This window comes from Trueperaceae bacterium (genome assembly GCA_023954415.1).
In the GTDB taxonomy this organism is placed as follows: Bacteria; Deinococcota; Deinococci; order Deinococcales; family Trueperaceae; genus JAAYYF01.
In genome coordinates this window covers 261,105-280,660 of the sequence record JAMLIB010000001.1, presented here as the reverse complement: position 1 = coordinate 280,660, position 19,556 = coordinate 261,105, and the positions used below count along the sequence as shown (strand labels likewise).

Genomic DNA, 19,556 nt, shown 5'->3' with positions numbered 1-19,556 from the left:
GGCGTCCCGAGCACGGCCTGGGCCCTTGCCGTCAGCGGAGCAGGAAGTCGTAGACGAGCAGCTTGCCGGAGCGCAGGGCGAGCAGGCGACGGCCGTCCGACCAGACCGGCGTCCCCACGCCCGCGCGCCAGCTCACCGTCGCCCCCGTGGAGGCGTCGACGGCGGTGAGGCGCACGAACTCGCCGTCCGGCGAGGCGACCCAACCGTCGCCGACCACGGCTCCCGCCGCCGTGCCGGCCGCGGCCGACTCGTCGCCGGCTGCGCCATCGCCGTCCGCCCCGGCACCCGTGCCCTCGGCGCCGACGGCTGACCCCTCCGACTCGGCGGTCGCGCCCTCGACGGTCTCTAGCGTCGCTTGCTCGGCGGCGTCATCGGCAGCCTCCGCCCCCGGCTCGGCACCGGGCTCGCCCAGTGGCCAAGGCACGACGGCGAGGTCGCCGATGACGCTCCCGCTGGCCAGGTCGACGCGCGCGCCCTCCGGCAGCCCCGGCAGCCGGGTCGGGTCGATCCCGAGGTAGGCGATCGGGCCGGCCGCCGTGACGCCGCTGGCGGGCAGGCCGACCCCAAGGAGCTCCGGGGCGTCGCCGCCGGCCGGCACCCGCTCGACCACGAAGAGCCGGGGCACCTCGTCGCCCTGAGGACGGTAGCGCGCGGCGTCCACCTCGGAAGCGCGCACGCCGATGCGCTCGGCGACGAGCGCGACGAGGTTGGCGGCGAACGCCTGCCGCACCTCGGGGCTGTCCTGCTGCCACGTGTCCGGCCACAGGGGCAACTCGCGCACCCGCAACCGCTCGCCACCAGGGCCTTCCGCCAACCGCCAGGCGCGCACGCGTTCGACCTCGCCGCCCTGGATGACGACGTACTCGGCCTGCGCGAGGGGCACGCGCCACTGCAGCCTGAGCACGAGGGAGCCGTCCGGGAACGCGAGGAGGCGCGCCTCCATGCCGCTCACGTCCTCCTCGAGGAGCAGGCGCGGCGCCAGCGGGGTGATGCCGGCCGGGATGGACTCAGCCAGCGCCGGCACGGGCCTGCCCCCGCTGACCGACGGCATCGCCTCAGCGTAGTTGACCGCGGCGGGCCGGTTGACGAACGCGCCGACGCGCACGCGGAACACGTCGCCTTGCGCGGACGTTGAGCGGGTGACGTATGCGGGGTAGCCCTGGCGTTGCAGGTCGCCCATCACGCCCAAGGCGGCGTCGCGGTCCGAGAGGGCCAACACCTGCACGGTGTACGCGATGGACTGGGCCGAGGCGAGGCCGATGAGCGCGGCGCACACCACTACGAGGGGGGCGATGATGCCGGCCTGGCGCGGCACGAGGCGCCGAGCGTGGCCCTCCCGCACTAGAAGTCCTTCCGCTCGAACAGCACGACGGCCGCGGCCGCGAAGAGCGCGGAGTACAAGACGATGAGGGCGATGGCCCACGCGAGGTCCGCCGCTGGGGCCGAGTACGTCTGCAACTGGGTGGTCAACAGGAAGGGCTCCAGCCCAGGGAAGACGATGAAGAGCTGCATGACGATGAGCGCGGAGAGGGTGGCGAGCGCGCCGCCGGCCGCGTTCATGAAGGCGACCGTCAGGAACACCGCGAGCATGGCGATGGGCACGAGCGCGACGGCGGCGAGGAGGTAGCCCCGCACGAGCTCCCCCATGGCGGCGCCGGCGCCGAGGACCCCGGAGCCGAGCAGCCCGGCCTCGCCGAGCCCCGTACCGCCCACGAACTGACCGAAGCCGAACTGGGCGCCAGCGAGGAGCGAGGCGAGCAGGAAGACCGTCAGCATGATGAACGGGTAGACAGCGGCGGCCACGAGCTTGGCCGCCAGCCAGTTGGGCCGCGTGACGGGCCTGAGCAGCACGGTCGGCAGCGTGCCGTTGGCGATCTCGACGCCGAGGAGCTCCGCCGCCGTGATGGCCGTGAGGAGCGGCAGGAGGAACTGCATGGAAGAGAGCAGGCCGAGCGCGGGCACCTGGTAGGCGGACACGAGGAAGAAGCCGTACACGTCGAAGATCCCGGGGGCGTACGCCCATAGGAGCGGGAAGACAAGGAGCACGAGCAGGCCGAAGCGCACGCTGCTCAGGCGCCAGAGCTTGGCGAACTCCATGCGCAGCAGGACGCTCATCACGCCTCCCCGGGGAAGCGCGGCAGCCCGCCGTTCGTACCGGCTCCCGTGCGCCTGACGCGTTCGCTATGCACGCGCTCGCGGTAGTAGCCGCGGAGGTCGAAAACGTCGCGCTGCAGCTCCAGGACGCCGACACCGCCCTCACCCAGATGCCGCGTCACCTCCGCGAGGTCGGAGGCCGCCCGCGGGATGAAGACGATCTCCGACCCACGCGCCGCCACGTGCCGCACGAACGGTTGGCCTTCGAGCAGGCTCACGGCGTCGGCGACGGAGGTCGGTCGTAGGCGGTAGCGGTCGCGGCGGTCGTAGAGGTTCACCTCGTCGATGAGTGTGCCCTCCTCGAGGATCGCCACGCGGGTGCAGTACGCGACCACCTCGTCGAGGTGGTGGGTGGAGAGGAGCACCGCCGTGCCTTCCTCCGCCGCCTTGCGCAACACCCCGTGGACCAGGTGCAGGCTGAGCGGGTCCATGCCGCTGGCGGGCTCGTCGAGGATGAGGACCTCGGGGTGGGTGAGGACGGCGGCGGCCACGCCGAGGCGTTGGCGCATGCCGAGGCTGTAGACCCCGACCCTGCGGTCGGCGGCGTGCTTCAGCTCCATGAGGGCCAGCACCTCCTCGATCCGGGCGTCCTTCACGCCCCCGGCCAGGGCGGCGTGAAGCCGGAGGTTGGCGCGGCCCGTCAGGTACGGGTAGAACGCGGCCGGAGCCTCCACGACCGCGCCGAGCCGGCGCCTGACGGCCGGACGCTTGTGCGGGTCCTCCCCCAGGATGCTGACCGAGCCGGACGTGGGGAACGCGAGGCCGGTGACGAGCCGGATGACCGTCGTCTTGCCCGCGCCGTTGGGCCCCACGAGCGCGTACACCTCGCCGGCGTTCACGCGGAAGGTGAGGTCGTTGACCACCTGCTTCTTGCCGTATGCCTTGGTGAGACGGTCGCTGGCGATGGCGGGTGTCGACGGCATGGGTCTCCTCGGGAAGTCTAGGGGCGCGCCCCGATCACAGCGATAACATTATTCATGCTCAAGGGGATGAACCCTCGCCGGCGCGCGCGCCTGAAGCGCTAGCCGAGGGCTCGCCGGCGGCAGCGCCGGCCGCCGGGTCGACGTCCGGTCCGCCTGCGGTAGCGCCGCCGACCGTAGAAGCGGCGGGCGTGCCGCCGACCTGCTCCATGAGCATGACGTCGAGCACGTGGTCGATGCAGCGGTCGACCGCCACGTCGAAGTCGGCGGCCTCGATGACCGGGATGCCACGCAGCTCGGCCTGCTGCGTGATGTAGTCCTGGATCACGCGGATCTCCACGAAGTGGTCGAGGTACGACTGCTTGGCGCGGCGCGACTGCGTCTGGCCCTCGCGGGCGGTGAAGTGCCTGAGGTGGTCGTCCTCGTCAGCGACGGAGAGCACGAGCTGGATGAGCGTCGCGTCGCGGAGCTCGCGCGCGGGCGCGATGCCGGGCACGAGCTGCACCCCTTCCATGACGATCGACGTCGACTCGTAGACGTTGCGCTCGAGGATGGCCGTGTTGGCTGGGTTCAGTTGGTGCACCTGGGCCAGGAAGCCGCGTAGGACGCGCATCCGCTCCGGCTGCGCCGTCTCGAGCTCGCTGGGGAGGAGCTCGGAGCGCCAGGCGTCGTACGTGCTGGAGTGCAGGATGGGGCTGAGCTCCGGCCCTATGAGCGAGCGCAGGGCCTGCCTGACGGAGTCGGTCGAGACGATGCGCGGGATGCCGAGCCGGTACCCGACCTCGGAGGCGATGGCGGACTTGCCGACGCCCGGTGCGCCCCCGAACAGCACGAGGATGGGCCGCTCGCGGTTGCGCGCCTCGCGCATCACCGCGTAGCGCCGCGCGTACTCGTCGCCGGCCTCCATGGCGAGGAGCTTGACCACCTCGGCGCGCACCTGGTCCCGCCTGACCACGCTCTGGTGCAGGGCGTAGAGCGCCACCTCGACGCGCTTGGCCAGGTTGTGGGACATGTCGGGGCTCAGACCGACGGCCGTGAGCGACTGCGCGAGGATGCCGCGCGAGAAGGGCAGCGACGTGCCGGCCGGGCCCATGACGCGCACCTCGAAGCTGCTCGAGGTGGCCGCCTCGTAGCGCAGCCGCAGGTCGCGGCCGTAACGCCCCTCGATGACGACGGCCACGCGCCTCGTCAGGTCGTCGCTCTCCAGCTGCTCCAGCCCGTCGCTCCTGATGCCCTGCTCGACCTGGGAGGCGACGAAGTTGGCCTCCTTGAAGCCCAACCCGACCTTCTCGATGGCGGACGTCAGCCGACGACGGGAGAAGCGCTCGCCGACCGGCTTGGCGCCCGGGGCGCCGGTGGCGCCGTCGACCACGACGATGGGCACGAACGGCGGGGTCTGGCGCAGGAACCGCGCGGCGGCCACACCGGAGACGCGACGCCTGACGCCGTCCGCCAAGAGGCGCATGAGCTGGTTGAGCTCGACGCGCCGCGATGGGCTGTCGCGCAGCTGCGCCTCGACGTCTAGGGCGAGCACGATGGCCTCCTCCGTCGGCACGCCGGCGCTCTGGAGGGCCTCGACGAGCACGCCCGTGGAGAACGAGTAGCGCTCCTCGCCCCTGACGACCCGGAGCTCGCGCGTCTTCATGGCTCGAAGGGGTCGCCCGGCCCCACGTCCGTCGCCCCGCCCAGGGCGAGCAGCAGATCGTGAACGACGTTGCCCGTGAACCCCCAGATCTCGCGCTCGCGCCACCGGTAGGTGTAGATGCGGCGCCGGTAGCTGCGCAGCTCGCCAAGGCGGTGGGTCGGGACGCTGGCGAGCAGGTCGGCGACGGGCACGGTGAACGTCTCGGCCACCTCGGACGGGTCCGCGACGATGCGTTGGGGCCACGGCAGGAGCGCCACGAGGGGCGTCGCGACGTAGCCGGCCGGCGACGGGTGGTCGGAGAGCCGACCGATCACCTGCCCGGGGAGCACGTCGAGGCCTATCTCCTCGCGCGTCTCGCGCAGGGCCGCCGTCACGTCGTCCTCGCCCTCCTCCAGGCGGCCGCCCGGGAACGCGATCTGGCCGGCGTGAGTGCGCAGATGGCCGGCGCGCACGGTGAGGAGCAGCTCGAGGCCGGCCTTTCCCTCCAAGACGGGCACGAGCACGGCGGCACGCCTGAAGCCCGCGATCTCCATGCGCCGCGGCGCGCCGAGGGCCAGGCGCGCGACCAACTCGGCGCCCGAGACCCCGCGGGCGGCGCCGGCCGCGGCGACCGACGACCGGGAGGTGGGCGCCACGCTAACCTCGCCCCCCTCGGTGCGCGCCGGTGCTATGGAGCCCGTCCGCCCCGCCGGGCGCGGCGGCTCCGCCGGGCGCGTCCTCCGGGTCGAGGCCACCGGGGCCCCTGAGCGAGACGTAGGCCCAGTGCCTCCCCGTTAGCCCCCTGTCGCGCCGGTGGCTGTAGAACTCGGCCGGCTCGCAGTGCGTGCATCGGCCCAGGTCGCTGACGTTCCCCGGCAGGACGCCGGCCTCGGCCAGCGCGAGCGCGTTCGCGGCGGGCAGGTCGAGGAGGAAGCGGCCGGGCGCGCTCGGGTCGGGGCGCCACACGGTAGCGGGGTGACCGGCGGCGGCGAAGCGGGAGGTGACGTCTTCCCCGACCTGGTAACAGCCGCCGCGGATGCACGGGCCGAGGGCGACGCGCACGTCGGCGGGGTGGGAGCCGTGGCGCTCGGCCATGGTCAGCACGACCTTGGCCGCCAGCCTGGCGGCGGTGCCCTTCCAGCCGCAATGGGCGGCGCCAACCACGCCGGCTACCGGGTCGTGGAAGAGGAGCGGCACGCAGTCCGCGCTGCTCACCACGAGGAGGACGTCGTCACGCGCGGTGACCGCGGCGTCCGCCTCCTCGACGAACCAGCCGGGGTCGCCGGCGCTGACGCGGTCGCCGTGGACCTGGTCGAAGCAGCAGACGTCGCTCCGCGCGAAGCCGAGGTGGCCGAGGAGGGCATCGCGGTTGCCCTCGACCACCGCGCGCTCGTCGCCCGAGCTGAGGCCCAGGTTCAGTCGCGCGTAGGGGCCGACGCTCCCGCCGATGGCGTGGCCACCGGAGCGCGCGGTGAAGCCGTGAAGCGCTCCGAAGCCCGCGGCCGTGAGCACGCCGGGACCGGGCGTCACGTCGCGGCCTCCGCCGGGAGGCGCTCGCCGGCACGGACGGCGACGCTCAAGCGGTTCCCCGCAGGGGGCAGGGCGCAGGAGTAACCCTCGGCGTACGCGCAGTACGGGTGGTAGGCGTAGTTGAAGTCGAGCACGATCTCGCCTTGCGCATCGGCGGCCAGCGACAGGTCGAGGTAGCGGCCGGCCCCGTAGGTCTCGCCGCCGGAGGTGGCATCGGCGAAGGGCAGGAACAGTCGCGGGCCGTCCGGCTCGTCGACGGAGGCGAACAGCGTCAGCGTGACGTCGGTGCCGGCCAGGACGAAGCGCGCGCGGCCGAACTCGAGGTAGGCGCGCTCGTCGCCGCTGCTCGTCGCCAACCGGACCCGCTCCGGCGAGCGCGCTCGTTCCAGGGTGGCGACCACGCTGGCCGCGGGGTCGTAGGGGTAGTAGGCGAGGCCGTCGAAGCCGGCGTCCCCCCGCAGCGGCGAGCGCGGGTGATCGCGCAGGAAGGCGTCCTTCTCCGCCCGCCAGCGCTCCACCGCCGTGAGCGCTTCCCGACCCGCCATCTCAGTAGTTCCTCGCCTTCACGCTCAGGCCGCCCGCCGCGAGCAGCCACTCGGTGACGGCGTGGACGCAACCGCGCGCCGCCTGGGTGACGAGCGGGTCGCCGAACGTCTCCAGGCGCACGATGACCTCGCCGGCGCCACGTTCCTGGGCGACGACCATGAGCTGCTGCCGCAGGGTCTCCTCCTCCACGGTGGCGCGGACGAGGATGCGGCCGCGGCCATCCTCGCCGCCGAGCGAGCGCAGCGCCTCGTGCAGGATGACGTGCCCATCGGCGTAAGGGAGGACGACCTTGGTGAACGGGGGGTCGAGCGGGAGCTCGCCCCGCAGGAGCGCGTGCGGCATGGGGTCCGGCCTCTCTAGGTGCGGGTGCTCCGGCGCTTCAGACGCGTTGCGCCTGAACACGACGTAGTGAAGGGGCTTGCCCTGGTCTCGCCACTTGAGGGCGTACTTCGTCTCGAAGACCCCCGCGGGGGCCTCCGGCCGCAGCACGTCGTACAGCCCGGTGGCGGCGGCCTCCTCGAGGGCGTAACCGAGGTACTCGGGGTGGTCGGTGGCGAGCCGCACGTCGCCGCCGGGCCTCAGACGCGAGCCGGCCAAGCTCAGGAAGCGGCGGCTGAGCAGGCGGTGCTTGGCGTGCCTCTCCTTCGGCCACGGGCATGGGAAGTTGACGACGATCGCGTCGAGCGAGGCGGGCGCGAAGAGCTGCTCGAGGGCGACGTGCGCGCCGGCCTTCGCGAGGCGCACGTTCCGCGCGCCGGAGCGCTCGATGCGCTTGAGGGCGCGCTGCAGGCTCCCCGAGGAGACCTCGAGGCCGACGAAGCGCATGTCCGGCTCGGCGAGGGCGCGCGCCACCGTGAAGCGACCGTCGCCGAAGCCGACCTCGACGGTCAAGCCACGGGCGACCGGTGCCGGGGCTCGGAACACGGCGTCCCAGTCGGCCGGGAAGCTCAGCGCGCGCCAGCGGAGGAGCACGTGGGGCCGATCGCCCGACCCCCGCTGACCTCGCTCGTGCGTCGTCTCGGTGATCATCAGGCTTCCTCTACGTACGGCCTCACGAGCAGCGCCTCGTTGACGCGCAGGTCGGCCCTCACGAGGGTATCGCGACCGATCTCCAGGTAGGGGCCCGCACCCTTCACCGTGAAGGCGGAGAAGAGCTGCACGCTGCCGTCGTCGCGCCGACAGACGACCTTGTTCACCGTGTGGCCTAGGACCTTCTCCCAGGCCTCGACGATGGACGGGTCGAGGCCGACGCTGCCGGGCGCCTGGCGCTGTCCGGCGAGCCGGGTCACGAGCCGCGCGGTGCGCGCGCGCCGGTTCTGCAGCTTGAGGACGCCCGTGCGGATGAGCCTGTCGCAGATCACGAGGGCCTCCTCGGGCTCGATCCCGAGGTCGACGGCGATGCGCGTGACGGTCCGGTGACCGTCGACGTGGGCCAGCACGCGCTGCTCGTCGGCCGTGAGCGTGACCGCGCGCGGCCCGTAAGGACCGACGACGGGCAGCGCCGGCACGGCGTCGCGCGAGAGGGTCGGCATCTCCTCCCGGCCCGTCGAGCGCCGCTCCTCGTCGAGCAACCGCACGGCCTCGAGGATCAGGTTCTCCGTGCCGACGGTGATGGAGTCGCTGGGGGCCGTGAGGCCGATGCGGAACTCGAACGTGCCACGCTCGTCGGCGAAGAGGGCGTAGACGGCCCGCTCGCCCGTCAACTCGCAGAACTCGGCGTGGACGACCTTGCCGCGGTCGAAGTACACGCGCGCGAGCCCCGACGGGTGGTCCACCGTGAGCCGCCCCGTGCGCTTCGCCGCCGCCAGGAGCTGGAACAGGTCCACGAGCGAGAAGAGGCCGAGCGTACCAGTCACGGCCGCCATCCTATCGCGGGCGCGCGACGCCTTCAGTAAAGCCCCTCTCATGCCCTGGAGAGGGGAATCGCTCGCGCAGCACGCGCATATCGGTGTCACATCCGGCCTCGGTATACTCGGCGGGTGCCGAGACGCCTGCAGAGAGCGCTCCTGCGAGAGACGGCCGGTCTCTACCCGCTCGGCGTGGCGGCCATCTGCCTGCTCCTCTCCATCGACTTCCTGAGCGTCCTCGCGCGCTTCCTCGTCGAGCAGAGCGCCTCCGCGGCCGATATCGGCGCGCTCCTGCTCTACCGCACGCCCTGGTTCTTGCACCTGGCGCTGCCCGTCGGCGTCGTCTTCGCGGTGCTCCTGACGGGCGGCCGACTGGCCAAGGACAGCGAGCTCAAGGCCGCCTACGCGATGGGCGTGCCGCCCATGAGCCTCTTCCGACCGCTCGTCCTCTTCGGGGTAGCGGTCGGGGTGCTCTCGCTCGTCAACAACGGCTTCCTCGAGCCGCGCGGCGAGGCCGCCTACCAGCGCCGGATCGACGCGTTCGTCTACGCGCGCCCTCCGGCCGAGGTGCAGATCGACTCCGCCTACCGGATCGACGACGCCGTCTACTACGCCGCGCGCGTCCGCTCCCTGACCGGCGATCACACGCTCGCCAACCTCGAGGGCGTGGTCGTGCAGTTGGCGGACGGCACGTTGTACAGCGCGAGGAACGGCCAGTGGGACGCCGGCGCGAAGACGTGGCGGTTGACGGACGCCCAGGTGACGCGTGCTGGGTCCGCGCCCGTGCGCTCGGGCGACGTCAGCCTGCCGTTCGCGCTCGAGTCGAGCCCGGGCGAGACGCTCGTGCGCTCGACCAACCTGAGCCTCGACCAGGTGTGGCGCACCCTGAGGTCCGTGCAGCGCGCCGGCGGCGACACGCGCGAGCTCACGCACGACCTGCACCGGCGCCTGGCCGACGCCCTCAGCTCGGCCATCTTCGCCGCCTTCGCGGCCGCCCTGGCCCTGCGCGTCCGGGGCCGGGCGGCCGGGTTGGCCTGGACGATCGTCCTGCTCGTCGCCTTCTGGGCGACCTGGATACTCGCCGGGAACCTCTTCCAGGCCGGCGCGGTCGGCCCACTGGTCGCCGCGTGGCTGACCCCGACCCTCGCGAGCGTCGGGGCCGGGCTCCTCGCCACGCGGACGTTGCGCTCATGAGGCGCTGGGGGCGCTACCTCGTAGCCGAGACGCTGCCGCTCTTCGCGGTGGGCGTCGTGGCGCTCGTGCTCCTCCTGCTCCTCTACTTCTTCCTCGACGTGCTGGCCGACGTGCTGGCGCGGGGCGTCGGCGTCTCGTTGCTCGCGCGCTACCTCCTCTACAAGCTCCCCGCGGCCGCCGCCCCCGGCCTGCCGCTCGCGCTCCTGTTCGCGGCCCTCCTGGCGATGACCCGGTTGGGCGAGGACGGCGAGGTGAAGGCGGCCCTCCTCCTCGGGCTCTCGCCGCGAGCGTTCATCCTCCCGCTCGTCGGCCTCGGTCTGGCGGTGAGCGCGGTGGCCATCGTCAACAGCGAACTCGTCGTGCCCTGGAGCGAGCGGCGCGCGGCCGAGATCGAGAAGGACATCATGCTCGTCAGCCCCGAGACGCTCGTGAGGGCCGGGACGTTCTTCACGGACTCGCTGGGGCGGAGCATCTTCGTCGGCGCGGTCGGCCAGGGCGGCGTCTTCGAGGACGTCACCGTCATCACCCCCGGCGGCAGCAGCGGACCGCGCGAGGTGATAACGGCCGAGCGCGGCGTCCCCGACCCCGAAGCCGGCGTCTGGCGGCTCGAGGGGATCAGGATGCGCGTGCTGCGCGACGCGCGGCTCACGCTCGACACGTCCGCCGACGCCGCCACCCTGCCGGTGCGCGGCCTGGCGGCGGCCTCTACCTCCAACCCGGACCTCGTCTACCTGCCGCTCGGGCAGCTCGTCGAGCGGCTCCGCACCGGCGGCACCGACCTGGCGGCGGAGTGGACGGCGCTCCACCGCAAGCTGGCCGAGCCGCTCGCGGCCGCCGCCTTCGCGCTCTTCGCCGCGGCCGTCGGCCTCTTCACGTTCAGGCGTGGCGCCGGCCTCGGCTTCCTGGCGGTGCTCCTCCTCACGTTCGCCTACTACGCTACGTGGAGCGTGGCCAAGCTCCTCGGCGCCCAGGGCACGGTGCCGGCCTGGGTGGCCGGCTGGGCGCCCGTGTCCCTGTACCTGCTGGCCGGCGCCCTACTGCTCGTGGCCGCCAGGCGGCGCTGAGCCATGCCACCGTGCTCCCGGCTACCGTCGGTGCGAGCACCGGCCTCGAGCGCCGGCCGCCGGGCGCGCTCGGTCCTCTGCGCTCTAGGCCTCGCGCTCCTCGCCGCGTGGGCGGGCGCGGCGCGCATCAGCATCGACGCGGCCTCGGACCCCGACAGCCGCCTCGAGATCCGCACCGTCACCCTGCCGGACGGCACCGAGGTGGCCCTCTACGTGCTGACGGGAGACGACCTGATCGTGCGCATCGACTCCGACGAGCTGCGGGCGAACCACGTCGAGGTCGACCTCACGAACCGCATCGTGCGCGTCATCGGTCCGGGCACGTTCACGTCGGGCGGCCAGACCGTGACCGGCGACGACCTCGTCATCGACCTGCGCGACGAGACGTTCATCGGCGACGACGTTCTCATCGTGACCGAGGCCATCGACGTGAAGGGCGACCGCGCCAGCCGCGTGCCGGGGCTGATCAGGGTCGCTATGGGCTTCTTCAGCCCCTGCACGCGGTGCGGCCAGGAGCTGGAAGACTACGCCTTCACCGCCGACCAGGTGGAGATCTACCCGGGCGACCGACTCGTCGCGTTCGGCGCCACCGTGCTCGTGCGCGGCGTCGCCGTCATGTACCTGCCCGTGATGGTCCTACCGATCGGGCCACAGGACCGCCAGCCGCGCCTCGAGTACGCCACCGGCGACGCGACGCACCGGGCGCTCCTCGCCATCGACTGGCCGTACGCCTCCGGGGCGGACGCCTACGGCGACGTCGGGATCCGCTACTACGCCGACGTGCTGCCGGGCGGCGGCTGGTTCGGCGATGCGCTCCTCGGCGGGGGCGTCGTCGAGAGCTACCTCGGCGGCTCCCTGTACCACCGCTACTACACGGAGCGCGGCAAGGGGGCGTTCGCCGTCGACTACACCCCGGGCTTCCTCACCTACGGCGTCGGCGGAACGGCCGGACCGGTCACCGGCAGGACGGAGCCGATCTTCACCGTGCGGCTCGACTACGCGGACGAAGAAGTGCTCGGCCCGCCGCAGACGAGCTTCGCCGTGCGGCGCGACGACTCGCGCCGCCCCGGCATCTGGGAGGCGGAGGTGAGCGCGAGCGACGTCAGGAACGGCGTCGTCGGCCGCTTCACGAGCCAGGTCTACGTGGACTCCGACCCGACGGACACGGTCACGACGCCGAGCTACGCGGGCAGCACCGTTCCCCTCCAGACGCTGGCTAGGCTGCGACTGGAGCCCGAGGCCCTGCCCGACCCCGTGGCCGGTGTGCTCAAGCTCGAGCGGCTCTTCGTGGACGTGGGCGCCTTCCAGGACCGCAGCAACCCCCTGAACCGTTCAGCGGCCGTGTCCCCCATCAGCACTGGCGGTCGGGCCGTCGAGTCGCACGCCCTGTCGCTCACCCCGCTCGACCTCTGGTCCGGCGCGCGCCTGGAGGGTAGTACCGACTTCACGGGCTACTACTACGACACGGGCGAGAGGCAGGTGGACTGGGCGAGCAGCCTGACCCTGCAGCAGGCGCTCGGCGGCTTCGGCGCGCTCGGCGTCACCTACACCCGCAACGTGCGCGAGGGCGAGACGCCGTACCGCTTCGACGTCCTCCCCTACCGCAACCGCAGCGACGTGCGCGCCAGGCTGCGCCTCGACCCGGTCGCCTGGCTGCGCTTCGAGCAGAGGGCCGGCTACGTGATCGTCGACGACCGCGATCCGACGCAGGTCGGCTGGGCGCCCCTGGAGTCCACCCTCACGCTCCTCGGCAACCTCGACTGGATCAGCCTCACCGTCAAGAACGCGTACGACTTGAAGGCCGGCGATCCGGGCACGCTGGATACGACGCTCACGCTGACGAGCCGGGGGACGGTGCGGGCGAGCCTCACCGTCGAGCACTCGCAGGACCTCATGCGCACGCCCGACCGGCTCACGGGCGAGCCGCACGACACGACGGAGACCTCGGCGACGGCGAGCATCGGGGTGCAAGGCGTCGTGGAGCTCAGCGCCACCACGGCCTACCGGTACTCGCCACTGACCCCGGCCGCCGGCCAGCCCGCCGATCACTTCGACGACCTCGAGGTCAAGCTGACGCTCGGCACGCTGGCGCATACGGACGCCGTGCCGGGCCTCGCCGTCACCTACGCGCGCGACCTCGATCTGGGGCAGGTGAGCGCCTTCGGGGTCGAGGCCGCCGCCACCCTCGGCGGTCTGCAGTTCGACGCGAGCGAGCGCATCGCGCTGCCGAGCGGCCGGTTGTCCGCCAGCAAGCTGCGCCTGGTGTGGCCCGGGGTCGCCGCCGCGCAGGCCGAGGGCCTCCTCTGGCTCGACACCGCTTGGCTCGGCCTGCCGCAGCCGGAGCCGTACGCGCGCCAGCTCGCGTTCACGCTGGAAGGCGCCCCCGCCTCCGGTAGCCCCGACTGGCAAGTGCGCTACACGACGATCGCCGACCCGGCGCTCGCCCCTGCGGGACGGGCGCTGGGCTACCGGTCCTCGACGTTGACGGGGAGGGCGCTCGTCGTCGACCGCGTCGCCGGACCAGTGCGCTTCGGCGTCGACGGCTTCGTCGAGCTCCTATGGCACGACGAGCAGCAGCCCACGACGTACCTGCGGCGCGCGAACCTGACGTTCGGCGTCGACCTCTGGGACAGGGTCGGGCTCCAGGGCACGGTCGGCTACACGGGGACGTACGACTACGCGGCCGAGGCGGTCGCGACCGGGCGCCTGACGTTGCAGGAAGTGGCGCTCATGGCGCGGCCGCTGGACACCCTCTACGTCGGGATGGTCATAGACGACGTCTGGAACCTGACCGGCGGCTCGGCGACCGGCATCGACCTCAGGCCGCGCTTCGTCGCGGTCTGGAACCGTTGCTGCTGGGCGTTGTACGGCTCCTGGGACTCCAGGACCGGCGCCCTGGCCATCACGCTGACGACCCCCGGCACGACCCAGGGCCTCGGCCACGTGTTCGACACTGGCTGGGTGATACCGGAAAGGCGACCATGAACGCTCACCGCATCCGGCTGCTGGCCTGCGCCGCCGTCCTGTTCCTCGGCGCGTGCACGGGAACCTCGGAACCGCGCCCGCCGACCATGCTGATCGTCGGCATCACCGGCGCCGGCGGTCCGGAGCTGGTGCTCCTCGAGGACGCCGGCCCACAGGCCAGCCCGCGGCTCCGCTACGTGGCGGGGAGCGAGAGGGTGCTCTCGGCCAACGCCGTGGCCATCGACTTCGAGGACCGCGCGGGCGCGCGGGCGGCCGCCTGGGTGCTGTCGCGCAGCGTGGCGTCCGCCGGCGGAACGCCGCAGGTGAGCGCGTACCTGCAGCGCTTCGACGTCGAGGGGATCGACGTGGCCTCCCCGACCGCGTTCGCCGAGGACGCCGCCGCGGCCCTAACGTTGAGCGAGCCGGGCGGGGGCCTGCTCGTGAACCCGAGCATCGCCAGGCAGGCGTGCCCGACGGCGCTCCAGGTGTCGCGCCTAGGGCGGTGGGCGGTGGTGCTGGACGACCCGGCGGTGTGCGGTCTGGCGGGCTTCCCCGTCCAGTGGCTCGTAGACACGCGGGAGCGGACGGCCACGCCGCTCGGCGGCGACACCGAGGTCCTGGCCACGAGCCCGTACACGGACCAGTCGCAGGGCGGCGAGTCGGCGTACTTCCTCGTCCGCGCGACCTGGGACGCCCAGGTCTTCGCCGTCGACCTGTCGGTCGACGCCCCCGGCTCCGGCGCCTGGTACGAGAACGCGCGGATAATCACTGGCGAGTCCGGCGCCACGTTCCTCGACATGGCGGGCAGCGAGGTGGCCGGCGGCGCGCGGGTGCTGTCCGGGTTGAGCACTGCCCGCGTCGGCTCCGTCGACCTCGGCGAGCCGACGGCGACGCGCTCGCCCGTAAGCCTCGGCAACGGTGCGCAGCTCGGGTCGCGCCTGGTCGCCGACCCCTCCGGTGTGGCCTCGGAGCTCGTCGTGCTCGACCCGAGCAGGACGACCGTCCTGCGCACGCCGACGGGACCGGAGGTCGGCTCGGCTGCGTTCGCCGCCGCCGCGGCCACCACCGACCCCATCCTGAGCTTCGGGTACGTGCTCGGGCAGCGCGGCGTCTTGCTCATCGACTTCCTGAGCGGCAGGGACCTCTACGACGAGGACCTGCGCACGGCGACCGTCAGCGTCCCGGAGCTCACGCTACCGACGAGCGGCGGCAGGCCCGTCGGGGCCATAGCGTGGGTGCGCGCCAGGCTGCCTGACACGCCCTAGCGCGCCCCGACGTCACCTAACGGACCGCCGGTAAGGCCCGGCCGGCCGGTGGATCAAGGGGCCGCGTCAGCCGCCGGCTGCCGCTGGCCCTGCAGCGAAGTCATCGCGGCGGTCAGCCGCTCGACGGCCAGAGCCGCCAGCGCCTTCCGCGCGGTCACGACCGCGCTCGTCACCGCCTTGGCGTCGGCCGAGCCGTGGCCGATGAAGGCGTAGCCGTTCACGCCCAATAGCGGCTGCGCGCCGTACTCGGAAGGGTCGAGGCGCTTAGCGAGGCCACGCAGCGCGGGCCGGACGAGGAGGCCGCCGAGGCGCGCGCCGAAGCTCGAGCCGAGCGCATCCTTCACCCAGGAGAAGATGGCCTTGGCCTCCCCCTCCGCCTGCTTGAGGATCACGTTGCCCGTGAAGCCGTCGGTCACGACGACGTCGACCGCCCCGGTGAAGAGGTCCCTGCCCTCCACGTTGCCCGCGAAGCGGATCCCGCTCGTCGCGCGCAGGAGCTCGTGCGCCGCCCTCGTGAGCTCGTTGCCCTTGCCGGGCTCCTCGCCGTTGGAGATGAGCCCCACCGTCGGCTCGGCGACGTTCCAGGTCGTGCGGACGTAGGCGCTGCCCATCACGGCGAACTGCTGCAGGTACTGGGGCTTGCAGTCGACGTTGGCGCCGGCGTCGATGAGCGCGGTGGCGCCCTTGGCCGTCGGCAGCGCGGCGAGGATGGCGGCGCGGTCGACGCCCGCCACGCGGCCGAGCTCGAACGTGGCGGCCGCCATCGTCGCTCCGGAGTGGCCCATGGAGACGCACGCTGCGGCCCTGCCCTCCTTGACGAGGCGCATGGCGACCATGACGCTCGACTCCTTGCGCCGCCTGACGTCGGTCGCGTGCTCGTCCATGCCGATGACGTCCGGCGCGTGCACGACCGGCAGGTCGCCGCCGTGCCTCCTCAGTTCCTCGCGCAAGGCGGCCTCGTCGCCGACGAGCACGACCGGGTGACCGAGGCGCTGCGCGGCGAGCGCGCCGACCACGGCCGCCTCCGGCATCCGTTCCCCGCCCATGGCGTCGAGCGCCACGGGTCCGGCGAGGGGGCCCGCCGCGCTGACTTGCCTGTCGGTTCGCGTGTCCTGGACGTCGTTCGGTTGCCCCATGCGGCGTCAGTATAGCGCCGCCGACCCGCATGCGCGCCCGGGATGCTCCGGCAGGAGCCGGCGGCCGCGTGCGCGAGCGCTATGCTCTCACAAGTGGAGTTCAGGACCTTCTCGGCACCAGCCGGCGAGCGGCTCGACGTCGCCATCGCCCAGGCGCTCGAGCTCTCGCGCACTTACGCCAAGGAGCTCGTCAGCGAAGGGTACGTCACGGTCGACGGGCGTCCGGTCGGCAAGGCGAGCGCCAAGCTGACCGGCACGGAGATCGTCTCCGTCGTCCTGCCTCCGCCGCGCCCCATGCTCGTCGAGCCCGAGGACGCGGACTTCCACATCATCTACCAGGACGACGACCTCGTGGCCATCGACAAGCCGCCCGGCATGGTCGCGCACCCGACGGCGACGCTGCGCTCGGGCACGGTCGTGAACGCCCTGCTCGGGCGCATGCCGCTCTCCAAGGAGTGGCAGGACCCGAGCGACGAGGCCTACCGACCCGGCATCGTCCACCGGCTCGACAAGGACACGTCCGGCGTCATGGTGGTCGCCAAGAACGACGAGGCGCACCGCCACCTCTCGCATTCGTTCAAGAAGCGCTTCACGCAGAAGGAGTACGTCGCGATCGTGGTCGGCGAGGTCGCGGACGGCCTCATGATCGACGCGCCCATCGGCCGCCACCCCGTCAAGCGCCAGATGATGACCGTCGGCGGCGAGAACCAGAAGGCGGCGACGACGCAGTTCCGCGTCCTGGGCAGGCTCCCGGGGCACACGTTGATCAAGGCGATCCCCAGGTCGGGGCGCACGCACCAGATCCGCGTGCACCTCGCCCACGTCGGGGCGCCCATCCTGGCGGACGAGGTGTATGGCCAACCGTCCGCCGCCCTCGGGCGCCAGGCGCTGCACGCCTACCGGTTGACCGTGCCCCACCCGCGCGACGACCAGGCCGTCACGTTCATCGCGCAGGTCCCGACGGACATGGTCGAGGCCTGGCTGCGCCTCGGGGGCGCGTGGCCACCGCCCGGCGGCGCGGACCTCTGAGCCCGGCAGCACGGCGCCGGGTCCGGCCACCTCGACGACCGGGCGCCCTGGGCGCCGGCGCCACGCGGGGCTACAATCGCGACAGCCACCTGGCCAACGAGGACGCGTCCTCGTTGCAAGACCACGGGAGCGCCGTCCACCTAGACGCGCGCCTGAAGCTCTCGAACCTTGTTCGGAAGGGAAACAGCTGATGAACTACCGGGAACTGTTCGACCTCACGGGACGCGAGGTCCTCGTCATCGGTGCCGGCTCCGGCATCGGACGCGCCACCGCCAAGGGCCTGGCCGACTTCGGCGCGCTCGTCACGTGCGCCGACAGCAACGGGAGCGCCGCGCAGGCCGCCGCCGCGGAGCTGGGGGCGGCCGGCTACTCGGCCGGCGCCGCCGCGGTCGACATCACGAACGCGTCCGCCGTGAGCGAGCTGGTCGACGGCATGCGGCGGCTGGACGCCGTCGTGTGCACGCCCTCCATCAACGTCCGCAAGCAGCTCCTCGACCTGAACGGCGACGAGTTCGACCGCGTCATCAACGTGAACCTCAAGGGCAGCTTCAACGTGATGCGCGCGGCCGGCAAGCGCATGGCCGAGCAGGGCAAGGGCAGCCTCGTCTTCTTCTCGAGCATCCGCTCGCAGGTCGTTGAGCCCGGTCAGGGCGTCTACGCCGCGACCAAGGCCGGCACGCTCCAGATGATCCGGGCGTTGGCCTCCGAGCTCGGCCCGAAAGGCGTCAGGGCGAACGCGGTGGCGCCCGGCGTCGTGGAGACGCCCCTCACGCAGCAGATCAAGGACCGGCCGGAGTGGTACCGGGCCTACGCCGACAAGAGCGCGCTCGGGCGCTGGTCGCAGCCGAGCGAGCTCGTCGGCGCGGTCGTCTTCCTCGTGTCCGACGCGGCCTCGTTCGTGACCGGCTCCCTCCTCTATGTGGACGGCGGCTGGACCGCGCAGGACGGCCGCTTCACCCCGCCCCTGTGAGCACCGCGACGAGGACACCGGCCACGCGGACCGCCGGCCGCCCGCTATGAACTCCTACCCCAGCGACCTCTCGGAGCGGGCCGCCGCCGCGGTCGACCCGGCGCGCGTGGCCGAGCTAGCGCAGGGGCTCGTGCGCGTCAGGAGCGTCTACGACGCCGCCCTCGGCACGACGGAGGCGGACGCGGCCGCGTTCGTGGCCGACCAGCTGCGGGCGCTCGGCCTCGCGCCCGTGGTCGAGGAGGCGGCCCCCGGCCGCCCCAACGTCATCTGCGACTGGCACGGCACGGGCTTCGACGAGTCCAGGCACCGCACGCTCATGTTCGAGGGGCACACGGACGTCGTAACGGAGGGCGACCCGGGCAAGTGGCGGGTCCCGCCCTTCGAGGGGCGCATCGAGCGGCGCGACGGCGACGACGTGCTGCACGGGCGCGGCAGCGCCGACATGAAGGCCGGGGTGGCCGCGTGCATAGCGGCGCTCGAGGCCGTCATGCGCGTGGCGCCGGACCTAACCGGCCGCATCCGCCTCGGCATCGTGGCGGACGAGGAGGGCATGATGCTCGGCATCAAGGCCTTCATAAACAACGGTTGGGCGGACGCCGTCGACGGCTGCATCGTGGCCGAGCCCGAGGAGAACGAGCTCTGCCTCTTCCAGAAGGGCGCCATGCGCGTGAACGTGCGCGTCGTCGGCGTCATGAGCCACGGCGCCATGCCGTACGCGGGCGTGAACCCGAACCGGGGCGTCGCCGACTTCATCGTCGCCCTGCGCGAGTTCGAGCGGCGCGAGCAGGAGCGCCTCGGCTCGCACGAGCACCTCGGCCTGCCGTGGATCACGCCGACCGTGGTGCGCTCCCCCGCCTCGGGCGAGGCGCAGCTCAACGTCATGCCGGAGGAGGCGTACCTGGCGCTCGACATCCGCACGGTGCCGGGCCAGGACCACGCCGCCATCGAGGCGGAGCTGCGCCGCATCGCGGCCGGGCTCGAGGCGCTCACGGAGCGCCTGCGCTTCCACCTGGACGTGTTCGAGTCGCGCCCCTGGACCCGGACCGAGGCGGACGACCCGCTGGTGCGCGCGCTGGAGAGCGTCTACCCGGCCGTGCTCGGCACGCCGCCGCGCTACGGCGGCGTGCCGGGCGCGACGGACGGCACGTTCCTCTGGGCGTGGCGCGACATCCCGGTGGTGACGATCGGACCCGGCGACAGGACGATCCCGCACCAGGTGGACGAGTTCGTGCGCCTGAGCGAGGTCGTGACCAGCGCTCGCCTGTACGCCGCGGCTGCGGTAACTTATCTCTCGTCACACGCTTGAAGACCGG

The 19,556-nt window shown here is 72.8% G+C and carries 17 protein-coding genes; 7 read left to right on the top strand and 10 right to left on the bottom strand.

The features are described 5' to 3' along the window. Window positions 1-31 precede the first annotated feature (31 nt). Genes M9914_01230 through M9914_01190 form a run of 9 tightly spaced genes read right to left on the bottom strand, consistent with a single transcriptional unit; the run spans window position 32 to window position 8,630 of the window. Window positions 32-1,315, bottom strand: coding sequence for an SPOR domain-containing protein (locus tag M9914_01230; GenBank protein ID MCO5172793.1), 1,284 nt, complete (start codon window positions 1,313-1,315; stop codon window positions 32-34). Between the two features lie 26 nt (window positions 1,316-1,341). Further along, on the bottom strand, window positions 1,342-2,115 hold the full coding sequence (locus M9914_01225) for an ABC transporter permease (protein ID MCO5172792.1): 774 nt from the start codon (window positions 2,113-2,115) through the stop codon (window positions 1,342-1,344). Then, window positions 2,115-3,077, bottom strand: coding sequence for an ABC transporter ATP-binding protein (locus M9914_01220; GenBank protein MCO5172791.1), 963 nt, complete (start codon window positions 3,075-3,077; stop codon window positions 2,115-2,117). Before M9914_01220 ends, M9914_01225 begins: the two co-directional genes overlap by 1 nt. Window positions 3,078-3,135: 58 nt before the next feature. Next, on the bottom strand, window positions 3,136-4,719 hold the full coding sequence (locus M9914_01215) for a hypothetical protein (GenBank protein MCO5172790.1): 1,584 nt from the start codon (window positions 4,717-4,719) through the stop codon (window positions 3,136-3,138). Next, the gene (locus M9914_01210; protein MCO5172789.1) at window positions 4,716-5,354 is read right to left on the bottom strand and encodes a CoA pyrophosphatase; all 639 of its coding nucleotides are present in this window, start codon (window positions 5,352-5,354) and stop codon (window positions 4,716-4,718) included. The genes M9914_01215 and M9914_01210 overlap by 4 nt, the downstream gene beginning before the upstream one ends. Window position 5,355: 1 nt before the next feature. Next, window positions 5,356-6,228 carry a peptidoglycan editing factor PgeF gene (pgeF, locus tag M9914_01205; protein MCO5172788.1) on the bottom strand — a complete coding sequence of 291 codons (873 nt, stop codon included), beginning with the start codon at window positions 6,226-6,228 and terminating at the stop codon, window positions 5,356-5,358. After that, on the bottom strand, window positions 6,225-6,773 hold the full coding sequence (locus M9914_01200; GenBank protein ID MCO5172787.1) for a DUF1684 domain-containing protein: 549 nt from the start codon (window positions 6,771-6,773) through the stop codon (window positions 6,225-6,227). Before M9914_01200 ends, pgeF begins: the two co-directional genes overlap by 4 nt. Before the next feature lies 1 nt (window position 6,774). Continuing rightward, entirely contained in the window at window positions 6,775-7,803 is a 1,029-nt protein-coding gene (locus M9914_01195) for a hypothetical protein (protein ID MCO5172786.1), read from the bottom strand. Further along, window positions 7,803-8,630 (bottom strand): DUF4388 domain-containing protein, encoded by an 828-nt coding sequence (locus M9914_01190; protein ID MCO5172785.1) that lies wholly within the window; start codon window positions 8,628-8,630, stop codon window positions 7,803-7,805. The genes M9914_01195 and M9914_01190 overlap by 1 nt, the downstream gene beginning before the upstream one ends. A gap of 123 nt (window positions 8,631-8,753) precedes the next feature. Here M9914_01190 and M9914_01185 point away from each other — a divergent pair, with 123 nt between their 5' ends. From M9914_01185 to M9914_01170, 4 genes are read left to right on the top strand one after another with little or no spacing between them, the layout of a single operon-like run. Next, complete coding sequence (locus M9914_01185) at window positions 8,754-9,815, top strand: LptF/LptG family permease (protein MCO5172784.1); 1,062 nt, start codon at window positions 8,754-8,756, stop codon at window positions 9,813-9,815. Next, window positions 9,812-10,879: an LptF/LptG family permease gene (locus M9914_01180; GenBank protein MCO5172783.1), complete on the top strand. Its 1,068-nt coding sequence runs from the start codon at window positions 9,812-9,814 to the stop codon at window positions 10,877-10,879. The genes M9914_01185 and M9914_01180 overlap by 4 nt, the downstream gene beginning before the upstream one ends. A 30-nt stretch (window positions 10,880-10,909) precedes the next feature. After that, window positions 10,910-13,864: a hypothetical protein gene (locus M9914_01175; GenBank protein ID MCO5172782.1), complete on the top strand. Its 2,955-nt coding sequence runs from the start codon at window positions 10,910-10,912 to the stop codon at window positions 13,862-13,864. Continuing rightward, the gene (locus tag M9914_01170; GenBank protein MCO5172781.1) at window positions 13,861-15,108 is read left to right on the top strand and encodes a hypothetical protein; all 1,248 of its coding nucleotides are present in this window, start codon (window positions 13,861-13,863) and stop codon (window positions 15,106-15,108) included. Before M9914_01175 ends, M9914_01170 begins: the two co-directional genes overlap by 4 nt. A gap of 53 nt (window positions 15,109-15,161) precedes the next feature. Here M9914_01170 and plsX read toward each other — a convergent pair whose 3' ends face one another. Beyond that, window positions 15,162-16,244, bottom strand: a complete 1,083-nt coding sequence (plsX, locus tag M9914_01165; GenBank protein MCO5172780.1) for a phosphate acyltransferase PlsX — start codon at window positions 16,242-16,244, stop codon at window positions 15,162-15,164. Window positions 16,245-16,337: 93 nt separating this feature from the next. Between plsX and M9914_01160 the strand changes: the two genes are divergently transcribed. From M9914_01160 to M9914_01150, 3 genes are all read left to right on the top strand, one after another. Beyond that, the gene (locus tag M9914_01160) at window positions 16,338-17,273 is read left to right on the top strand and encodes an RluA family pseudouridine synthase (GenBank protein MCO5172779.1); all 936 of its coding nucleotides are present in this window, start codon (window positions 16,338-16,340) and stop codon (window positions 17,271-17,273) included. Window positions 17,274-17,463: 190 nt separating this feature from the next. Continuing rightward, window positions 17,464-18,243 (top strand): SDR family oxidoreductase, encoded by a 780-nt coding sequence (locus M9914_01155; protein ID MCO5172778.1) that lies wholly within the window; start codon window positions 17,464-17,466, stop codon window positions 18,241-18,243. 46 nt (window positions 18,244-18,289) lie between these two features. Next, window positions 18,290-19,549: a M20 family metallopeptidase gene (locus M9914_01150; protein MCO5172777.1), complete on the top strand. Its 1,260-nt coding sequence runs from the start codon at window positions 18,290-18,292 to the stop codon at window positions 19,547-19,549. Window positions 19,550-19,556 lie beyond the last annotated feature (7 nt).

Coding starts and splice junctions, on each gene's coding strand:
- M9914_01225 (MCO5172792.1), bottom strand. CDS start 2,115: ATGAGCGTCCTGCTGCGCATGGAGTTCGCCAAGCTCTGGCGCCTGAGC.
- M9914_01220 (MCO5172791.1), bottom strand. CDS start 3,077: ATGCCGTCGACACCCGCCATCGCCAGCGACCGTCTCACCAAGGCATAC.
- M9914_01215 (MCO5172790.1), bottom strand. CDS start 4,719: ATGAAGACGCGCGAGCTCCGGGTCGTCAGGGGCGAGGAGCGCTACTCG.
- M9914_01200 (MCO5172787.1), bottom strand. CDS start 6,773: ATGGCGGGTCGGGAAGCGCTCACGGCGGTGGAGCGCTGGCGGGCGGAG.
- M9914_01195 (MCO5172786.1), bottom strand. CDS start 7,803: ATGATCACCGAGACGACGCACGAGCGAGGTCAGCGGGGGTCGGGCGAT.
- M9914_01180 (MCO5172783.1), top strand. CDS start 9,812: ATGAGGCGCTGGGGGCGCTACCTCGTAGCCGAGACGCTGCCGCTCTTC.
- M9914_01170 (MCO5172781.1), top strand. CDS start 13,861: ATGAACGCTCACCGCATCCGGCTGCTGGCCTGCGCCGCCGTCCTGTTC.
- plsX (MCO5172780.1), bottom strand. CDS start 16,244: ATGGGGCAACCGAACGACGTCCAGGACACGCGAACCGACAGGCAAGTC.
- M9914_01155 (MCO5172778.1), top strand. CDS start 17,464: ATGAACTACCGGGAACTGTTCGACCTCACGGGACGCGAGGTCCTCGTC.
- M9914_01150 (MCO5172777.1), top strand. CDS start 18,290: ATGAACTCCTACCCCAGCGACCTCTCGGAGCGGGCCGCCGCCGCGGTC.